This is a genomic window from Streptomyces sp. NPDC015130 (genome assembly GCF_043080005.1).
Taxonomy (GTDB): Bacteria; Actinomycetota; Actinomycetes; order Streptomycetales; family Streptomycetaceae; genus Streptomyces.
This window is the reverse complement of the sequence record NZ_JBIBVC010000003.1, coordinates 65,874-83,013: the sequence shown is the minus strand read 5'-3', so window position 1 is coordinate 83,013 and position 17,140 is coordinate 65,874. Positions and strand designations below refer to the sequence as shown.

At 73.6% G+C, this 17,140-nt stretch carries 13 protein-coding genes and 1 tRNA gene; 5 read left to right on the top strand and 9 right to left on the bottom strand.

Features of this window, described 5'->3' with window-relative positions; translation table 11 throughout:
- Window positions 1-132: 132 nt before the first annotated feature.
- From ACF08F_RS06720 to ACF08F_RS06705, 4 genes are all read right to left on the bottom strand, one after another.
- Window positions 133-1,293 carry a PP2C family protein-serine/threonine phosphatase gene (locus ACF08F_RS06720; RefSeq protein WP_392297409.1) on the bottom strand — a complete coding sequence of 387 codons (1,161 nt, stop codon included), beginning with the start codon at window positions 1,291-1,293 and terminating at the stop codon, window positions 133-135.
- A gap of 60 nt (window positions 1,294-1,353) precedes the next feature.
- Window positions 1,354-1,719 carry an STAS domain-containing protein gene (locus tag ACF08F_RS06715; protein WP_392297408.1) on the bottom strand — a complete coding sequence of 122 codons (366 nt, stop codon included), beginning with the start codon at window positions 1,717-1,719 and terminating at the stop codon, window positions 1,354-1,356.
- Window positions 1,720-1,778: 59 nt separating this feature from the next.
- On the bottom strand, window positions 1,779-4,400 hold the full coding sequence (locus ACF08F_RS06710; RefSeq protein ID WP_392297407.1) for a SpoIIE family protein phosphatase: 2,622 nt from the start codon (window positions 4,398-4,400) through the stop codon (window positions 1,779-1,781).
- A 115-nt stretch (window positions 4,401-4,515) separates the two neighbouring features.
- Window positions 4,516-8,544, bottom strand: a complete 4,029-nt coding sequence (locus ACF08F_RS06705) for a HAMP domain-containing protein (protein WP_392297406.1) — start codon at window positions 8,542-8,544, stop codon at window positions 4,516-4,518.
- A 284-nt stretch (window positions 8,545-8,828) separates the two neighbouring features.
- On the opposite strand from ACF08F_RS06705, the gene ACF08F_RS06700 reads away from it, so the two are divergent.
- The gene (locus tag ACF08F_RS06700) at window positions 8,829-9,056 is read left to right on the top strand and encodes a DUF5133 domain-containing protein (protein ID WP_392297405.1); all 228 of its coding nucleotides are present in this window, start codon (window positions 8,829-8,831) and stop codon (window positions 9,054-9,056) included.
- Window positions 9,057-9,134: 78 nt separating this feature from the next.
- On the opposite strand, the gene ACF08F_RS06695 is transcribed toward ACF08F_RS06700, so the two are convergent.
- Window positions 9,135-9,296 (bottom strand): DUF5670 family protein, encoded by a 162-nt coding sequence (locus tag ACF08F_RS06695; RefSeq protein WP_392297404.1) that lies wholly within the window; start codon window positions 9,294-9,296, stop codon window positions 9,135-9,137.
- A 116-nt stretch (window positions 9,297-9,412) separates the two neighbouring features.
- Entirely contained in the window at window positions 9,413-9,856 is a 444-nt protein-coding gene (locus tag ACF08F_RS06690) for a hypothetical protein (RefSeq protein WP_392297403.1), read from the bottom strand.
- A gap of 169 nt (window positions 9,857-10,025) precedes the next feature.
- Between ACF08F_RS06690 and ACF08F_RS06685 the strand changes: the two genes are divergently transcribed.
- Window positions 10,026-11,618 carry an FMN-binding glutamate synthase family protein gene (locus ACF08F_RS06685; RefSeq protein WP_392297402.1) on the top strand — a complete coding sequence of 531 codons (1,593 nt, stop codon included), beginning with the start codon at window positions 10,026-10,028 and terminating at the stop codon, window positions 11,616-11,618.
- A gap of 33 nt (window positions 11,619-11,651) precedes the next feature.
- The gene (locus tag ACF08F_RS06680; RefSeq protein WP_392297401.1) at window positions 11,652-13,382 is read left to right on the top strand and encodes a thiamine pyrophosphate-dependent enzyme; all 1,731 of its coding nucleotides are present in this window, start codon (window positions 11,652-11,654) and stop codon (window positions 13,380-13,382) included.
- Window positions 13,383-13,478: 96 nt separating this feature from the next.
- Here ACF08F_RS06680 and ACF08F_RS06675 read toward each other — a convergent pair whose 3' ends face one another.
- Window positions 13,479-14,066 (bottom strand): DUF6328 family protein, encoded by a 588-nt coding sequence (locus tag ACF08F_RS06675; RefSeq protein ID WP_392297400.1) that lies wholly within the window; start codon window positions 14,064-14,066, stop codon window positions 13,479-13,481.
- 768 nt (window positions 14,067-14,834) lie between these two features.
- Between ACF08F_RS06675 and ACF08F_RS06670 the strand changes: the two genes are divergently transcribed.
- Window positions 14,835-14,908 (top strand) — tRNA-Trp (locus ACF08F_RS06670).
- Window positions 14,909-14,956: 48 nt separating this feature from the next.
- Here ACF08F_RS06670 and ACF08F_RS06665 read toward each other — a convergent pair.
- Window positions 14,957-15,331, bottom strand: a complete 375-nt coding sequence (locus ACF08F_RS06665; protein ID WP_392297399.1) for a PRC-barrel domain containing protein — start codon at window positions 15,329-15,331, stop codon at window positions 14,957-14,959.
- Between the two features lie 60 nt (window positions 15,332-15,391).
- A complete protein-coding gene (locus ACF08F_RS06660; RefSeq protein ID WP_392297398.1) occupies window positions 15,392-15,616 on the bottom strand; it encodes a DUF6458 family protein in 225 nt (74 codons plus the stop codon).
- A 264-nt stretch (window positions 15,617-15,880) separates the two neighbouring features.
- Between ACF08F_RS06660 and ACF08F_RS06655 the strand changes: the two genes are divergently transcribed.
- On the top strand, window positions 15,881-17,041 hold the full coding sequence (locus ACF08F_RS06655) for a serine/threonine-protein kinase (RefSeq protein WP_392297397.1): 1,161 nt from the start codon (window positions 15,881-15,883) through the stop codon (window positions 17,039-17,041).
- The last annotated feature ends 99 nt before the right edge of the window (window positions 17,042-17,140 follow it).

Genomic DNA, 17,140 nt, shown 5'->3' with positions numbered 1-17,140 from the left:
CCCCGCGCGACGCCGGCTCCTGCCGGGCGCGCACCCCATGTCCTCATTGCCACCTCTGGTCGTCCTTGCCGGCGTCGTTCCGGGCACCCGGCGCGTGTTGCCCCAAGGATACAGTTGCCACACGGCAACTGTTCACACGGTGCCGTGCCAGTCGAGGCAGACGACCAGGGCGTCGTCCTCCAGCGGGCTGCCGCCGTGATGGGCGGCGAGCTCCCGGAGCACCGCCTGCGGCACGTGCGTGGGCGGCAGCAGCCGCGTCCCCCGCAGCGCGCGGGCCAGCGCCCGGTCCCCGTAGCTCTCCCCCGCGGGCGAGACGGCCGCGTACACGCCGTCGCTGCCGAACAACAGCCGGTCGCCCGGCCGCACCGCGAACCGCTCGGGCACGTACACGGTGTCCTCGAACATGCCGAGGGGCAGCTGGGCCTCAAAGCCGACGGGCTCCACCGCCTGCCCCCGCTGCCGCCACAGGCGGGGCGATCCGGCGTCCACGGCCTCCACCTCGCCCGTGGCCAGGTCGAAGCAGAGCAGGAGCACCGACACGAAGGCCTCGCCCCGGTACTGGGCGTACACGGCCTGGTCCGCCAGCGCGGCCTGGTCCGCCAGCGGGAGGCCGGCCCGTCGGGCGTTGCGGAGCGCGTTGATCGCGAGGTTCGTCAGCAGGGCGGCCTCGATGCCCTCCCCCATGCCGTTGGTGACCGTCAGGGTCAGCCGGCCGTCCGAGACCGACCAGTCGTAGTTGTCGCCGAAGATCGCGTAGGCGGGCTCCAGATGGGCGGCGAGGGCGAACTCGGGACGGGAGCAGGAACGACCGGGCAGCAGCTGCCACTGCATCTCCGCCGCGAGCGTGAGCCGCGTCGCACGCCGCGCCAGGACGTACAGGTCCGTGTCGCGCTCCGCCACCAGGATCTCGTGGCCGAGCGCCTCGCAGACCTGGGCGAGCCCCGGCAGCAGCGGCCTGAGGTCGGCCTCCGCGGGCAGCTCGGCCGTCAGCACCCCCAGCCGGTCCCCGCGGACGGTGACGGGCAGGTGGAGCCGGATCGCCCCGGCCTCCCGGACCACGTGCGGCTCCTGGGCCCCGAAGGCACGGCCCTCGGGACTGTCGTGGATCGGCACCGACGGATCCGCCCCGGAGACCTGCCCGACGAGCTGGAGCGTCCGCAATCCGTAGTCGGCCAGGCGGAGTTCCACCCGCAGCACCGCGCAGCGCTCCCTCAGGGCGTCCTCGACGACCCCCACGAGCCGGTGCGGAGCCGCCCGGCGGAGCTCCTGCTCGATCTCGGCGATCTCGTGCACGGTCCTCCTCTTCCTCTTCCCCGGGCCCGGTCCCGTGCACGGGACCGGGCCACCCGTCCGCTATCTCGCGCCGGCCGCGGCCAGCGCGTCCGCCACGCCGTCGTGCGGCGGGATCGTCGTCGTCACGCCGGTGATCTCCAGGATGCGGCGCACGGCCGGGGTCGGCGCGGCGAGATACAGGTCGCCACCGGTCTCGCGCGCCCTGTTGACCGCCCTGATCAGGACGTTCAGCCCCGAGGAGTCCATGAAGCCGAGGGCGGACAGGTCCAGCACGAGACGGCGCCGCCCCTGGCCGAGCTGCTCCGTCAGAACGCCGGCCAGCCGACCGGCGGTCTCCATGTCCAGCTCGCCCTCGACGGTCAGCACCGCCGTGCGGTCGTCGCGGATCTCCACGTCGACGTCCAGGTTCGGTTCTCGCTCGGACATGTTGCCTGCTTTCCATGGGGGGTCGGGGTCGGGGCCGGTCTTGGAGCGGACGGACGGAGTCAGGACACCTGGACGCCGACGACGCACGTGTCGTCGTCCGTGTCCGACTTGCTGCGCTCCAGCAGCTGGTCCAGCCGGTGTTCGAGGCCGGCGGACGGCTGCCGGGCGACGGTGAGCAGCTGGGCGACGGACTCGTGGACGGCGGTGTCCCGCCGCTCGACGAGCCCGTCGGTGTACATCAGCACCGTGTCGCCGGGCTCCAGCTGCAGCTCCGTCTCCTCGTACTCGGCCTCCGCGAGGGCCCCCAGCAGCAGCCCGCGCAGGAGCGGCAGGTCGAGCGCCTCGTCCCCGCGGACCAGCACCGGCGGGAGGTGCCCCGCGCGGGCCCAGCGCAGGGTGCGGCTCAGGGGGTCGTAGATGCCGCACACGGCGGTGGCCGTCAGCTGGGTGGTGAGGTGGTGGGCGACGCTGTTGAGCCAGGACAGCAGCTGCCCCGGGCCCGCGCCCGTGACGGCGAGGCCGCGCAGGGCGTTGCGCAGCACCACCATGCCGGTGGCGGCCTCCACCCCGTGGCCGGCGACGTCCCCGACGCACAGGAGCACCTTCTTGGACGGCAGCACGACCGCGTCGTACCAGTCGCCGCCGACCAGGGACTCGGACTCGGCGGGACGGTAGCGCACGGCGACGTCGAGCCCCGGCGCGTCGAGCGGCGGCTTGGCCGGCGGCATGATGGCGTGCTGGAGCTGGAGGGTGAGCCGGTTGCGTTCCTCGGCCGCCTCCTCCGTCGCCGCCAGCCGGTCACGGGTGGCCGTGAGGGCGACCTCGGTCCAGTGCTGCGCCGAGATGTCCTGGTAGGCGCCCCGGACGGCCTGGAGGCCACCGTCGGTGCCCAGGGCGGGTTCGGCGGTCACCCGGATGTGCCGCGTGACGCCGTCGTGGCGGACCATGCGGAAGGCGGTCGAGCCCACCCGCCGCTGGTGCAGCACCTTCCGGAGGAAGCGGCGGATGGTGCCGGCGTCGTCGGGGTGGGCGTGGGCGGCGAGGTCGCGGAGGGCGACCGGCGGCTCCGTCGGTCTGCGGCCGAAGAGCTCGTACAGGTGGCCGTGCCAGGTGATGTCCCCGGCGACGACGTCCTCCTCGAAGGCACCGACCCGGCCGAGGCGCTGGGCGTGCTGGAGGAGGCCGGCGAGGCGTGCCGACTCGTCCTCGACGCGCCAGATGAGCAGGACGCTCGCGCCGTACCTGCTGATGCTGATGTCGGCGAGCGAGGCGAGCGGCACCTGGTCCACCAGGGCCGTGAGCCGGACCCGGCGGGCGCGGAACGGCTCCCCCGTGGCGTAGACCCGTTCGATCCGCTCGAAGAGTTCGCTGCCGCCCGCCGTCGCCGGGTACGCCTCCAGGAGCAGGGCCCCGTCGACGGAACCGCGGGGCCGTCCGGCCGGATCACGGAAGTGCGCGTTGGCGTGCCGGATGCGGAAGTCGACGAGCTGCCCCGCCTCGTCCAGGTGGGGGGTGAGGACGAGGGCGGGGTCGTAGAGCCCGTCCGAGAGTTCGGCCAGCGCCGGCGCCCCGTCCCCACCGGGGGCCGGGAAGCCGCCGGGGACGGGGAAGCCGCCGGGGGACGCCTCCGGCAGCACCTCCAGGGTGTGGGCACAGAGCTCGGCGAGGGCCTCGATCTGGCGCTCCACGGCCTGCGGCAGGGGGCCGAGCGGCCGGGCCCAGCAGATCTCCAGTACGCCGTGGATGCGGCCGCCCGTCCCGGCGGGGACGACGACCCGGCCGCCGTCGGGACGGCGCGCGCGGCCGATCGAGGGGATGCCCTCGGCCGCCAGGGAGGCGTACCGGACGGTGCGGCGCCCGGTGAGCGCCTGGCGGGCCGCGGTGGTCACGCCCGGCGGCACGTAGTGCCAGCGGGCCGCCTCGTCGAGGCCGAAGCCGGCGTGGCCGCGCAGACTCAGCGAGGTGTCCGGGCCGGTGGTCCAGATCGCCACGGCGACGGCGCCCAGGGGTTCGAGGGCGTGCCGGAGCAGCGACTCGGCGACGGCCTGGGTGTCGCCGGCGCTGAGCGCCGCGCTCTCCGCCGTACGCAGCCGCACGGCGACCGAGGCGGCGGGAGCGGCGGGAGCGGCGTTGGGGGCGGGCACGGGGGTGTTGGGGGCGTAGGCGGCGGGATCGGTGGTGTTGGCGGGCGACGCGGGAGTGTAGGTCGCGGGGGCGTCGGCGGCAGATGCGGGAGCGTAGGTGGTGGACGCGGGGGGCTCGGGAGTGCCGGCGGCGGGCTCGCCGACGGCCGTCCTCACGAACTCGTCCGCCGCCTCGGCCATCCGGTCCCGGGCCGCCTGGTTGATGATGTCCGCGGCCAGCTCCAGCAGTGACAGTCCGGCCCGGTCGGCGAGCTCCGCGAGCTGGCGGGCCGCCTGGGCGGGGCCGCAGCCCAGGCGCTCGACGATGACCCCCTTGGCGAGTTCGATCAGGGCGCGGCCCTCAGCGGCCGCGTGCGCGGCGGCCACCTCGCCGCGCAGCCGTTCCACCGTGGCGGCCAGCCGGCCCTCGGCGGACGCGGCGGACGGCGCACCGTCGGTGGGGTACGGGACGGCGGCGCCGGAGGCCGGGGGCGCGGCGGCGCCTGTCTCGGGGAGGCCAGCGGACGGGTCTCCGCCCGGGAAGCGGGGGGCACTCACGTCGACGACTCCTCGGTCGCGGCGGCCCCGGGGCCGCCGTGCGGACGGGGCCGGGGCGCGCCGGTGCGGCGCCCCGGGGCCGGGCGGGGAGCGCGGGGCGGTCCCGCGGGAACGGTCACGAGGCCGCCCCGCCGTCGAGCCAGCGGCTGACGCAGGCGATGAGTTCGTCGGCGTCGACGGGCTTGGTGACGTAGTCGCTGGCGCCGGAGGCCAAGCTCTTCTCCCGGTCGCCGGGCATGGCCTTCGCGGTGACGGCGATCACGGGCAGGTCCGCGTACTGCGGCAGCTCCCTGATCCGCGCGGTCGCCGTGTAGCCGTCCATCTCCGGCATCATCACGTCCATCAGGACGAGCGAGACGGCCGGGTTCGCCAGGAGCGCGTCGATCCCCTTCCGCCCGTTCTCGGCGTGCAGCACGGTGATGCCGTGCAGCTCCAGGATGCCGCTGAGGGCGTACAGGTTGCGGGCGTCGTCGTCGACGGCGAGGACGGTCCTGCCGCGCAGGGTGGTGTCGACGGCCCGGGGCGCGGGCGCCCAGTGGTCGCCGCGCACCAGCGGCACGACGTCCCCGGGCTGCTCCGCGGACAGGTGGAGGGCGATCCGCTCGCGCAGCTCGTCGAGGCTGGAGAGGAGTTCCAGCGGGCGGCGGCCGGCGAGGTCCTGGAGGGCGCCCTCCTCGTCGGCGGGGAGCCGACGGTTGTTGTGGGCGAGGACGGGGACGGTGCGCAGCGCCTCGTCGCCGTCCATGGCGTCCAGGAAGCGCAGGGCGTCGCCGTCCGCCATGTCGACGTCGAGCACGACGCAGTGGAACGGCTGGGTGGCGAGCGCGGCGGCGGCCTCCTGGGGGCCGACGACCGCGATCAGTTCGATGTCCGCCCGGCCCGTGTGCCCGCCGTCGACCGCGAGTTGGGTGACCGCGTTCTCGGCGACGACGGCGAGGAGCCCGCGCGGACGCTCCTCGATCACGAGGAGGCGCCGGGTCGGCCGGGCGGCCGGGGCGCCGGGCAGCGCGAGCGCGCCGCCCCGGGCCGGGGCCGGGACGGTGAGCACCGCCGAGGGGCCCGTCGGCGGGGCGGCGGGATCGGGCCGCTCGGTGAAGTCGGTACGGGTGACGGGGAGGTAGAGGGTGAAGGTGCTGCCCTCCCCGGGCACGCTCGCGACGGTGAGGGCGCCGCCGAGCAGCTGCGCGATCTCGCGGCTGATGGAGAGGCCCAGGCCGGTGCCCCCGTACTTGCGGTTGGTCGTCCCGTCGGCCTGCTGGAAGGCGCCGAAGATGGCCTCCAGGTTCTCTGCGGCGATGCCGATGCCGGTGTCGGCGACGCGGAAGGCGACGACGGGGCCGCCGCGGTGCACGGACACGGGCAGCTCGCCGTCCGAGGCCGGTTCGATGCGCAGCTCGACGCCGCCTTGCTCGGTGAACTTCACGGCGTTCGACAGCAGGTTGCGCAGCACCTGCCGGAGCCGCGTGTCGTCGGTGACCAGGTCGACGGGGACGCCGGCGGCCGTGGCGACCGCGAAGGCGAGGCTCTTCTGCGAGGTCAGGGGGCGGAACGTGGCCTCGACGTAGTCGAGGAGCCTGCGCAGGGGCACGCGCTCCGGGTTGAGGTCCATCTTCCCGGCCTCCACCTTGGAGAGGTCGAGGATGTCGTTGATCAGCTGGAGCAGGTCGGATCCGGCCGAGTGGATGATGCCGGCGTACTCGACCTGCTTGGCGGTGAGGTTGCGGGTCGGGTTCTGGGCCAGCAACTGGGCCAGGATCAGCAGGCTGTTGAGCGGGGTGCGCAGTTCGTGGCTCATGTTGGCCAGGAACTCCGACTTGTACGTGGAGGCCAGGGCGAGCTGCTGGGCGCGGTCCTCCAGCTCCTGCCGGGCCTGCTCGATCTGGAGGTTCTTGGCCTCGATGTCGCGGTTCTGCGTGGCGAGCAGGGCCGCCTTCTCCTCCAGTTCGGCGTTGGAGAGCTGGAGTTCCTCCTGCCGCACCTGGAGTTCCTCGGTGCGCGAGCGGAGTTCGCCGGCCAGTCGCTGGGACTCGTCCAGGAGTTCGTCGGTGCGGGCGTTGGCGACGATGGTGCTCAGGTTGACGCCGACGGTCTCCATGAGCTGTTCCAGGAAGTCCCGGTGCACGGAGGTGAAGGGGCTGAAGGACATCAGCTCGATGACGCCGAGCACCTGCTCCTCGACGACGACCGGTAGCACCACGAGGCTGCCCCGGGACGTGGCTCCGAGACCCGAGGAGATCGTGACGTAGTCGGCGGGGACGTTCTCGGCGGCGATGGTGCGGCGGCTGCGGGCGGCCTGTCCGACGAGCGACTCGCCCAGCCGGAAGCGGACCCGGTCCTGGCCGCCGACGGGGCGTCCGTAGGAGCCGACAAGGCCCAGCTCGACACCGTCGGCGCCCTCCTCGGCGAGGTAGAACGCGCCGTACTGGGCCGCCACGAGCGGGGTCAGCTCGTCCATGACGAGTTCGGCGACGACGGCCAGGTCGCGGTGGCCCTGCATCAGCGCGGACATCCGGGCCAGACTGGACTTGAGCCAGTCCTGCTCCAGGTTGGCCCGCGTCGTCTCGCGCAGCGAGCCGACCATGGCGTTGATGTTGTCCTTGAGCTCGGCCACCTCGCCCGATGCCTCGACGGTGATCGAGCGGGTGAGGTCGCCCTCGGCGACGGCGCTCGCGACCTCGGCGATGGCGCGAACCTGACGGGTGAGGTTGCCCGCCAGCTCGTTGACGTTCTCGGTCAGCCGCTTCCAGGTACCGGAGACCCCCTCGACCTCGGCCTGCCCGCCGAGCCGGCCCTCGCTGCCGACCTCGCGGGCCACGCGGGTCACCTCGGCCGCGAACGAGGACAGCTGGTCGACCATCGTGTTGATGGTCGTCTTCAGCTCCAGGATCTCGCCCCGGGCGTCGACGTCGATCTTCTTCGACAGGTCGCCGTTGGCGACGGCGGTGGTGACCTGGGCGATGTTCCGGACCTGTCCGGTCAGGTTGTTCGCCATGGAGTTGACGTTGTCGGTGAGGTCCTTCCAGGTGCCGGCGACGTTCGGCACCCTGGCCTGGCCGCCGAGCCGACCCTCGGTGCCGACCTCGCGGGCGACGCGGGTCACCTCGTCGGCGAAGGCGGACAGGGTGTCCACCATGGTGTTGATGGTGTCGGCGAGGGCGGCGACCTCGCCCTTGGCCTCCACGGTGATGCGGCGGGAGAGGTCGCCGCGGGCCACCGCGGTGGCGACCTGGGCGATCGAGCGCACCTGCCCGGTGAGGTTGGAGGCCATCACGTTGACGTTGTCGGTCAGGTCCTTCCAGGTGCCCGAGGCACCCCGGACGGTGGCCTGGCCGCCGAGGTTGCCCTCGGTGCCGACCTCGCGGGCGACGCGGGTCACCTCGTCGGCGAAGGCCGAGAGCTGGTCGACCATCGTGTTGATGGTCGTCTTCAGCTCCAGGATCTCGCCCCGGGCGTCCACGTCGACCTTCTTCGACAGGTCGCCGCCCGCGACGGCGGTGGCGACATGGGCGATCGCCCGCACCTGCGCGGTGAGGTTCCCCGCCATCGAGTTGACGGAGTCGGTCAGGTCGCGCCAGGTGCCGGAGACGCCCTTCACGTCGGCCTGTCCCCCGAGGATGCCCTCGGTGCCCACGTCCCGGGCCATGCGCGTGACCTCGTCGGCGAAGGCCGAGAGCTGGTCGACCATCGTGTTGATGGTGTTCTTCAGCTCCAGGATCTCGCCGCGCGCGTCCACGTCGATCTTCTGCGAGAGGTCGCCCTTGGCGACGGCCGTCGCCACGTGCGCGATGTCACGGACCTGGGTGGTGAGGTTGCCGGCCATCGCGTTCACCGAGTCGGTCAGGTCGGCCCAGGTGCCGGAGACCCCGGGCACGGCGGCCTGCCCGCCGAGCGTCCCCTCCGTGCCGACCTCGCGCGCCACCCGCGTCACCTCGGAGGTGAACAGGGACAGCTGGTCGACCATCCCGTTGAACACCCGGGAGATCTCGCCCATCAGCCCGTGCGCCTCGTCCGGCAGGCGGGTGCCGAAATCGCCGTCCCGCACGGCCGTGAGCCCTGCCAGCAGCTGACGGAGTTCAGGCTCGCCCATCGCGGCCGGTCCGGGGTGCCCCCGGCCGGAGGAGCCCCTGGTCGTCGTCTCAGACATGCCCCATCCTCGTTCCCCACCAAGCTCGCGCACACGGACCGTGCGACCCACGCCGCGTGCCGGACGCCCGCTCCCCCGGGCCGGGTCCGACTGCCGCGATCGTTGCCGTACGGCAATCGATGACGACACTACCCCTCCGTGATCGACAAGAGGAGGGCGGTGCCGGGTCATCCGGCCGGAACCCGCCCTCTCCGGCCACGGCCAGAGGGCATACGACGGCGAGACCGGGGTAGCCGCGCGTCGAACCGGGCGGTCGACCGCCCCGACGACGAGGGGAGCAGTACGTGCTGATGGCCCACCCCGCGGTCCTGCGCGGTCTCATCGAGCAGTACGAGACACTCAAGGCGCTCCAGGCCGAGAACGGCGGCGCAGAAGTACGGCGGCGCATGGACGACATCGCCTACACGCTGTGCGTCTCCACCGGTACGCGTGACGTGGACGCGGCGCTGGTCGCGGCCCGCCATCGCCTGCCGGGCGCCCGGCCCGAGGACGACTCGGTGCTGAGCGCCTGAGCACACGACCGAGCCCGGCACCTGACGGAAGGTGCCGGGCTCGGTCGTGTCACGGGCGGCCGGGCGCCGCGGGACCGCCTACCAGCGGTACCAGCGGCCCGTGCCGCCCTTCGGCCGGGCCACGAAGCCCAGCAGCCACAGGACGAGCACGATGACGGCGATCCACCAGAGCGCCTTGACGGCGAAGCCCACGCCGAAGAGGAGCAGGATGAGCAGCAGGACGAGAAGCAGGGGGACCATGCGGTTCGACCTCCATGGGGACGGTGACGGCACAAGGCGGAGGGACGGCCGGGCGGCGGCGTACACACGCGCACCGGCCGCCTACGGGGTACGGGGACGGGAAAGCGCCCGCCCGGTCAGCCGCGGCGGGTGAGGAACAGCGCGACCGGGCCGAGGTCGCGCCGCGCGGCCCGGCGCCCCGACCGGCGTCCCCACCCGTACACGAGGGCGAGCGCGGCCGCCGTGCCGACGGCGGTACCGGCCGTCACGGTCGGGTGCGCACGCGCGGCGGCCCACAGCCCGTTCCCGGCGCCACGGGCCATGTACGCGGCGGCGCGGGCCTTCTCGGCGAACGGCGCGGGCAGGAAGCTCGGCGGCCCGAGAGCGGCCGGCCCGTACCCCTCGTCCACGTCGGGGTCGTCCTCCCCCTCCACGTCGGGGTCGTCCTCCCCCTCCACGTCGGGGTCGTCGTCCCTTGGCACGTCCGGGTCGTCCACCCGCGTCAGGTCCGGGTAGTCCGGGACGACGTAGGGGCCGGTCCAGGGGAACTGGTTCCGCTCGCTGTTCTCCGAAGCACTCATGGGCATCGTCTCGCCGGACTCCCGCACGCTAAACCTGGTGGACCGTCCCGTTCCCGCCGGGTCCCGCCCAGGCCCGTTCCCCTCGCGCGTTTCCCTCTCCCGTTCCCGTTCTCTCCCCCGTTCCCCTCGCGCGCGCTTGACCGCGCCCGTCCGGGACAGACGGTCGTCCATGGTGACGTCACTGCTCGTGGTCTTCCCCGTCCTCACCGCGTCCGCCACAGGCCTCGCGGCCGTCCTGGTGTCCCCGTGGTGGTGGTGCGCGGCCGGACCCGCCCTGCTGCTCGCCGCCGTCGCGTCGTACGACGTCGTCCAGCGGCGCCACTCGATCCTGCGCAACTATCCGCTCCTCGGGCACCTGCGGTTCGCGATGGAGGCGATCCGCCCCGAGGTGCAGCAGTACTTCGTCGAGGGGAACGTCGACGGCGTGCCCTTCGACCGGGACACCCGGTCCATCGTGTACGAGCGGGCGAAGGGGACGGACGCCGAGGACCCCTTCGGCACCGAGCTGGAGCTGGACCGGACCGGCACCGAGTACCTGGTCCCCTCCATGGCCCCGCGCCCGGTGCCGGACGAGCCGCCCCGGGTCCGGATCGGCGGCCCCGACTGCGCCCGGCCCTACGACATGGCCCTGCTCAACGTGTCGGCGATGAGCTTCGGCTCCCTGTCGGCCCGGGCGATCCGCGCCCTGAACGAGGGCGCCCGGCAGGGTGGTTTCGCCCACGACACCGGCGAGGGCGGGATATCGGAGCATCACCTCGCCCCCGGCGGCGACCTCGTCTGGGAGATCGGCACCGGCTACTTCGGCTGCCGTACCGAGGACGGCGGCTTCGACCCGCGACGGTTCGCCGACAAGGCTGCGCTCGACGAGGTCGCCTGCGTCCTGCTGAAGATCAGCCAGGGCGCGAAGCCCGGCATCGGGGGCGTCCTGCCCGGCTCCAAGGTCGGCCGGGAGATCGCCGCCGTCCGCGGCGTCCCCGAGGGCCGCACGGTGATCTCCCCGCCGTACCACCGCGTCTACCGGACCCCTCGGGAACTGGCGCGCTTCCTCGGCCGGATGCGGGAGCTCTCCGGCGGCAAGCCGGTCGGTTTCAAGCTGTGCGTGGGCGCGCGCCGCGACTTCCTCGCCGTCTGCAAGGCGATGCTGGAGGAGGACCTCACGCCGGACTTCATCGTCGTCGACGGGGCGGAGGGCGGCACGGGCGCCGCCCCGCTGGAGTTCGCGGACACCGTCGGCCTGCCCCTCACCGAGGGCCTGACCACGGTGCACCGGGCCCTCGTCGGCACGGGACTGCGCGACCGGATCCGGATCGGCGCCTCCGGCAAGATCGCCACCGGGAGCGACATCGTCAAGCGGCTGATCCAGGGCGCCGACTACACCAACTCGGCCCGGGCCATGATGTTCGCCCTCGGATGCGTCCAGGCCCAGCGCTGCCACACCAACACCTGCCCCGTCGGCGTCGCCACCCAGGACCGACGGCGCGCCCGCGCCCTCGACGTCCGGGACAAGGCGGAGCGGGTCCGGCGCTTCCAGGAGGCGACCGTCCAAAGCGCCCTTGCACTCATGGCCGCCATGGGCGCCGACAGCCCCCGGCAGCTGGGGCCCGACATGCTGCTGCGCCGCGTCGGACCGGACGCCGTGCGGTCCCACGCCGAGCTGTACGAACCGCTCGAACCCGACCTGCTGCTGTCGCCCGCGTCGGTTCCGGACACGTGGGCAGGCGACTGGAAGGCGGCTCATCCGGACCGGTTCACCCTCCGGTGAACCGGTCGACGTCCACAGTGAAGGGAGAACCCCATGACTCGTACCGTCGCACAGGTGATCGTCGACGGGCTCGCGGACCTCGGTGTCGGCCGCGTCTTCGGCGTGGTCGGCGACGCGCTCAACCCGCTCACCGACGCCGTACGGACCACCGAGGGCATCGACTGGACCGGCTTCCGCCACGAGGAGGCGGCGGCCTTCGCCGCAGGAGCACGCGCCCAGCTCTCCGGAGAACTCGCCGTCTGCGCGGGCACGGTGGGGCCGGGCTCGGTGCACCTGCTGAACGGACTGTACGACGCGGCCAAGAGCGGGGCACCGGTCCTGGCGATCTGCGGCCAGGTGCCGCTGTCGGAGGTGGGCGGGGACTATTTCCAGGAGGTCGACAACGACCTCCTCTTCCGGGACGTGGCCGTGTACCGGGCCACGGTGACCTCCCCCTCCCAGCTGCCCCGGCTGCTGGAGTCCGCGGTGCGGGCGGCGGTGACCGGGCGGGGCGTGGCGGTACTGACCGTCCCCGGCGACCTCGGCGACCAGGAGGTCGAGGAGGACCGGCCGACGCGGTTCGCGCTGCCGCGCCCGGCCGTCACGCGTCCCGACGACCCGGCGCTCGCCGAGGCGGCCGAGGTGATCGCCGGCAGCTCTCGGGTCACCCTCCTGGTCGGGCGCGGTGCCCGGGAGTCCCGCGAGGAGGTGCTGCGCGCCGCCGAGCTGCTCTCGGCCCCGATGGTGCTGACCCTGAAGGCCAAGGAGGGCTTCGAGCACGACAACCCGTACGAGGTCGGCCAGACCGGCCTGATCGGCAATCCGGCCGCGGCCCACGCCATGGACTCCTGCGACACGCTGATCATGCTCGGGACGGACTTCCCCTACCGGGACTGGTATCCGGAGGACTGCCGGGTCGTGCAGATCGACACCCGCGAGGAGCACCTCGGCCGCCGTGTTCCGGTGGACGTCGGGCTCGCCGGGGACGTGGGCGCGACGCTGCGGGCCCTGCTGCCGCTGCTGGCCCCCGTCCCGTCGCGCTCCCACCTCGACGAGGCCCGCGAGCGGTACGCGGACTGGCAGGAGGGCCAGGCCGCCCTCGCCGACCCCGCCCACGACAGGCGGCTGTTGGGACGGGTACGGGCCATGTTCGACAACCGGGAGGCGGACATCCGTCCCGAGGCCCTCGCGGCGGCCGTCGACCGTCACGCCGCCGACGACGCGATCTTCACCTCGGACACCGGGATGGCCACCGTGTGGCTCTCGCGGCACGTGCGGATGCGCGGCACCCGCCGGCTGATCGGCTCCTACAACCTCGGCTCCATGGCCAACGCCATGCCCCAGGCCATCGGGGCGCAGCTGTGGGCACCGGACCGGCAGGTCGTGGCCTTCTGCGGCGACGGCGGCCTCGGCATGCTGCTCGGCGACCTGATGACCATCCGCTCCGAACGGCTGCCGGTGAAGCTCGTCGTCTTCGACAACCGCCGCCTCGGCATGGTCAAGCTGGAGCAGGAGCAGGCGGGGCTTCCCGAGTTCGGGACGGTACTGGACAACCCCGACTTCGCCGCGGTGGCCGCGGCCCTCGGCCTGACCGGCATCCGCGTCACCGCGCCGGGCGAGCTGGACGGGGCCGTGCGCAAGGCGCTCGCCCTCCCCGGCCCGGTCCTCCTCGACGTGCTGACCAACCCGGCTGAGGTGGCCGTGCCGGGGAAGCCGACGGTGTCACAGGGATGGGGCTTCGCCATCGCCAAGATCAAGGAGAACCTCCCCTCCGGTGCGCGCTGAGCGGTGACGCGCCGACCGGCCGGAGAGGGGCGGCCCGCCCGATGGCGGGCCGCCCCTCGGGGTTCCCTGGTCGTGCGCGCAGCCCGGTCAGCCCCGTCAGCTTCCGTCGGCGTAGTGGGTACGGACCCACAAGGGCAGGGCGAACCAGCAGATCAGGTACCAGGCGAGGACGCCGGAGACCAGCCAGGGCACGTACGGGTCGTGGGTCGCCACCCGCAGGATGAGGAACAGGGCGGCCGTCAGCGTCGCGAGCAGCAGCAGAATGCCGGTGAAGGTGAGCCGGGAGGCCCAGGCGACGGCCTGGGGCTTGACCCGCCGCCCGGACACGATCCGGTGGAAGGAGACGGGGCCGATCAGCGCGCCCGTCGCCAGAGACCCGAGGACGACCGTGACCAGGTAGATCGTCTTGTCGGTGCGCTCCAAGTCGTGGAAGAGCGGGGTGAACACCACGGTGAGGAGGAAGCCGAGGAGGATCTGGACGCCGGTCTGGGCGACCCGTATCTCTTGCAGGAGCTCCTGCCACCTCCGGTCCGCGCGCTCCTCCTCCGTCTCGCCGCGCCCGTCGCGTCTGCCGGTGCCGGCGCCGACACCGCTGCCGGTGTCGCTGCCCGGCTCCTGTGCCCTTCCGCCGTGGCGTGCCTCCCTCGGCTCGACCTCCGGGGTACCACCGCTTCGTTCGTTCACGAACATCCTCCTCTGGAACACGGAACACGGAACACGGCCACGGGCACGGGCACGGGCACGGGACAGGGAGCCGGGCAGGCACGGCGGAAGCCCCCGTCGAGCGTGGGGGCTTCCGTCCGGCGCGGCACGAGGCGGAGTCAGGCCCGCGGCGTACCGGCCGTGCGCGGGGGCGCGTGGTGCCGCCACCGTCCGCGCGGTGCGTCGGGGGTCACGGCGGGAGCGTTCGTGCGGTTCTCCTCGCTCCGGCCCGAGGCACTGGGATCGTCGGACGGGACCGCGGACTCCGGCTGCCGTGACGGCGGCGTCACCGGAGGGCGGGTCGGACGACGGGCAGGCGCGGCGCACGGTGCCACACGGACGAGGGCCCGGGCCGGGTTCGACATGAGCACCTCCTGCGTGGCTTCCGTGGGCCGACCGACCGTCATTCCGCCTTCGGCACCCACCGGTTCGGTTTGCCGCTCCGCCCGGGGTCAAACCCCGAGGACGAAAGAACCGCTCGGCGGTCCGGTCCGCCGGCACGTCGTTGCGGGCCGCGCGCCCGGGGGCCGCATGCGAGCGGCCCGCACCCTGTGGGGTGCGGGCCGCTCGCGGGTGCCGCCGACCCGCGGGAAGGGGGAGAACCGCGGATCGTCCGGCGTGAGCGTGACCCATCGCTCGACACCCGCCTGCCCCGTCGACCGGGATCCATGCCACCCTTCCTCCCCGACGCTCACCCGAATAACCGGTGGCGCCGCCTCCCGTGGGCGTGGCACGCTTCCCGTACACCGAAGGGGTGTAGCTCAGCTGGCCAGAGCGCCGGTCTCCAAAACCGGATGTCGCAGGTTCGACTCCTGTCACCCCTGCCGAGGACGCGCCGGCGCCGGTCCCCGTGGACCGCGCTCCGGCGGCCGTCAGAGGCCGCCGCGACCTCCCGGGAAGGGCCAGGCCGTGCTGTAGTACTGGCCGATCTCCTCGCGGTACTGGCGGTCCGCGAGGTGCTTGTCGGAGACGAACTCGGGCGAGTCCTTCACCTGTTCCTTCGACAGGGCGAGGTGGAGGGTCTGCTCCTCCAGGTCGACACGGGTCACCGCCCGCGCCGGGACGAGCACCTCCTTGCCGAAGATCCAGACGCCCGTGTCGACGACCAGGTAGGAGTCGTCCACCTCGTCGGAGTGCTTGTCCACCTTGCCGATGTGCCCGTCGGAGGCCTCGACGCGCCACCCGGTCAGGTCGGTACCCGCCAGGTGGCCGGACTCGGTGCTGAAGGACCACAGATGGTCGGTCATCGCTGTCACTCCTCTGTCGCTGAGTTCGTGCAGGGCGCGGCGCCGGACGTGCGGGCCGCCTCAGAGCAGGTCACGACGGTCGTCGTCGGTGACCGTGGGCGCCACCGGCGGGACCACCATGCGGCGGCGGCGCAGAACGCTGGTGTAGACGGACGTCCCGAGCAGGCCGACGCCCATCAGGATCAGGCCGACCAGATCGAGGTCGACCGCTTCGAGCTCCCAGTCGGTGGCGAACGTGAGGATGGCCCCGACGGCGATCATGATGATGAACAGTCCCAGACCCATGGTTGGTTGCTCCTCCCCTGCGGCTTGGACAGCGTCCGCGTACCCGGGTCTCCGGGGATCATTCCGCCGTCCCCGGAGACGTTCGAGCCGGTTCCCCTATCGGCCCGTCGGCGCGCCGGAGCCGTCGGTCCACCGTCTTCCCGGGGATGTTCATGGGCGGACGGGGCACGCGTTCAACCGCGGGCCCGCACACGCACCGGCGGGCGACGCACCCGATACCCGGCCCGTCGGCAGAGGGTCGGCCACACCCCCAGGGAGCCCCCGATGCAGGTCCGAGCGAGGCCCGTACACCCGGACGTCACATGGACGGCCCGTACCGTCGCCGGGCGCTACCGGCTCGACCGACTCCTGGGCCGGGGCGGCGCCGCGGACGTGTACGAAGCACTGGACCTGCGGCTGCGGCGCCCCGTGGCCGTGAAGGTGTTCCGGCCCGCGGGCGCCCGCCGGACCGACGCCCAGTGCGGCGAGGAGGCCCGGTTGCTGGCCCGGATGCACCATCCCGGCCTGGTGACCCTCTACGACACGGGCCTCGACGCGAGCCGGCCGTTCCTGGTGATGCAGCTCGTCCGGGGGACGACCCTGCGCCGACGGATCGCCCGCGGCGCCCTCACGCCCGCCGCGACCTGCCGAACCGGGGCCGCCCTGGCCTCGGCCCTCGCCCATGTGCACGCCCACGGCGTCGTCCACCGCGACGTCAAGCCGTCGAACATCCTGCTGGACCGGTCGGACACCCCGCACCTCACGGACTTCGGCATCTCCCGACGGGTCGAGGCCGCGGACGACGACCCCGAGGGCGCGGGCACCCTCGTCGGCACCGCCTCCTACATGGCGCCCGAGCAGGCCCTGGGCCGCAGGACGGGGACCGCGGCCGACGTGTACAGCCTCGGCCTGGTGCTGCTCGAAACCCTCAAGGGCGAGCCGGAGTACGGCGGAGCACCGCTGGAGGCGGCGCTGGCGCACCTGCACCGCCCTCCGGTGCTGCCGCCCGGTCTCCCGACGGAACTCGCCCGCCTGCTCACGGCGATGACCGACGGCTCCCCCGAGTCCCGCCCGGACGCCGCCGCCTGCGCCCGGATCCTCGCCGACCCGCGAACCGCCGGACGTACCTCCACGCCCTCCGCGCCCTCCGCGCCTTCCGCGCCTTCCGCCGCGTCCGGCTCCAGGGAGGCGGGGGTACGCCGGTCACACCCGTCACACCGGCTGCCACGGTCGCGCCGGTCCTCCGCGGCCCGGCCAGGGCGGCCCGCCGCCGGGCGGGCCGTGGCGGCGACCCTCGTCACGCTCGGGCTCACGCTGACCGGCTCGCTGGGAGGCGCGCCCGCCGGCGAGGCGGCGCCCCGGGGCGGGGCGGCGGACCGGACCCGGACGAGCGCACCCGCGTCGCCACTCCCGTACGCGAACACCCAGCTGAACCATCTCACCTGATGGGCCATCGGCAACCTTGAGGTGTGAGACGGCCACTCAGGGCAATACGCAGTACCAGGTTCTTCGGTAGGCGCGCCCTCTCGGGAACCGCCCCGCGCA